Annotated in this window: 1 pseudogene; it reads left to right on the top strand. The window is 44.5% G+C overall.

Annotated elements, in window-relative coordinates:
* Positions 1-314 (top strand): annotated as a pseudogene (locus tag AB4486_RS27855) (ATPase); the annotation flags it as partial.
* Between the last annotated feature and the right edge of the window lie 234 nt (positions 315-548).

Genomic DNA, 548 nt, shown 5'->3' with positions numbered 1-548 from the left:
AGATGAGAGTTAAGGACGGCTATGGTCGGCTGCGTGAAACCTATGAGCGTCTTGTCGAAGAATGGCTACTGAGAAAAGTTGTTGAACGATTTGGTCGCACGGTAAAGACTCAAAGTTTAAAAGAAATCGTCGACGATGTAACTTCTGAGGATAACAACATCATCAATGCCGCGATGTCTAAGTGTAGCACCTATTTGCGTGGTCACGATGACGCGACAGGGTTGGCAGTCGATTGCCCTCGAGCGAGTGAGTTTGAGAAGGATGTGAATGATTTGGACGCTTATTTCAAAGCCCTGAAGAAGCGTCGTAACTAGAGTAACGATAAAGCGTCTTGCTAAAGGCGCTTTAATTGGCAATTTTCCATACTTTTAGTTATTCCTGCATCACTAATTTAGTAAAGTGACTGACTCCTCCTTGTCCATGGGCGTTCTTGCACGCCCTGAGCGACAGAGATCGAAACTGCTGCAACAGTTGTAGTCGATAACCAGACTTTATGTTGACCAATAACACCTAAGAGGAGGTCAACATGAGAAAGTTATCTTCAGGAA

The sequence above is a fragment of the Vibrio sp. 10N.222.55.C6 genome, from assembly GCF_041473395.1.
Lineage (GTDB): Bacteria > Pseudomonadota > Gammaproteobacteria > Enterobacterales > Vibrionaceae > Vibrio > Vibrio crassostreae_C.
This window is presented reverse-complemented; position numbering and strand designations above follow the sequence as displayed.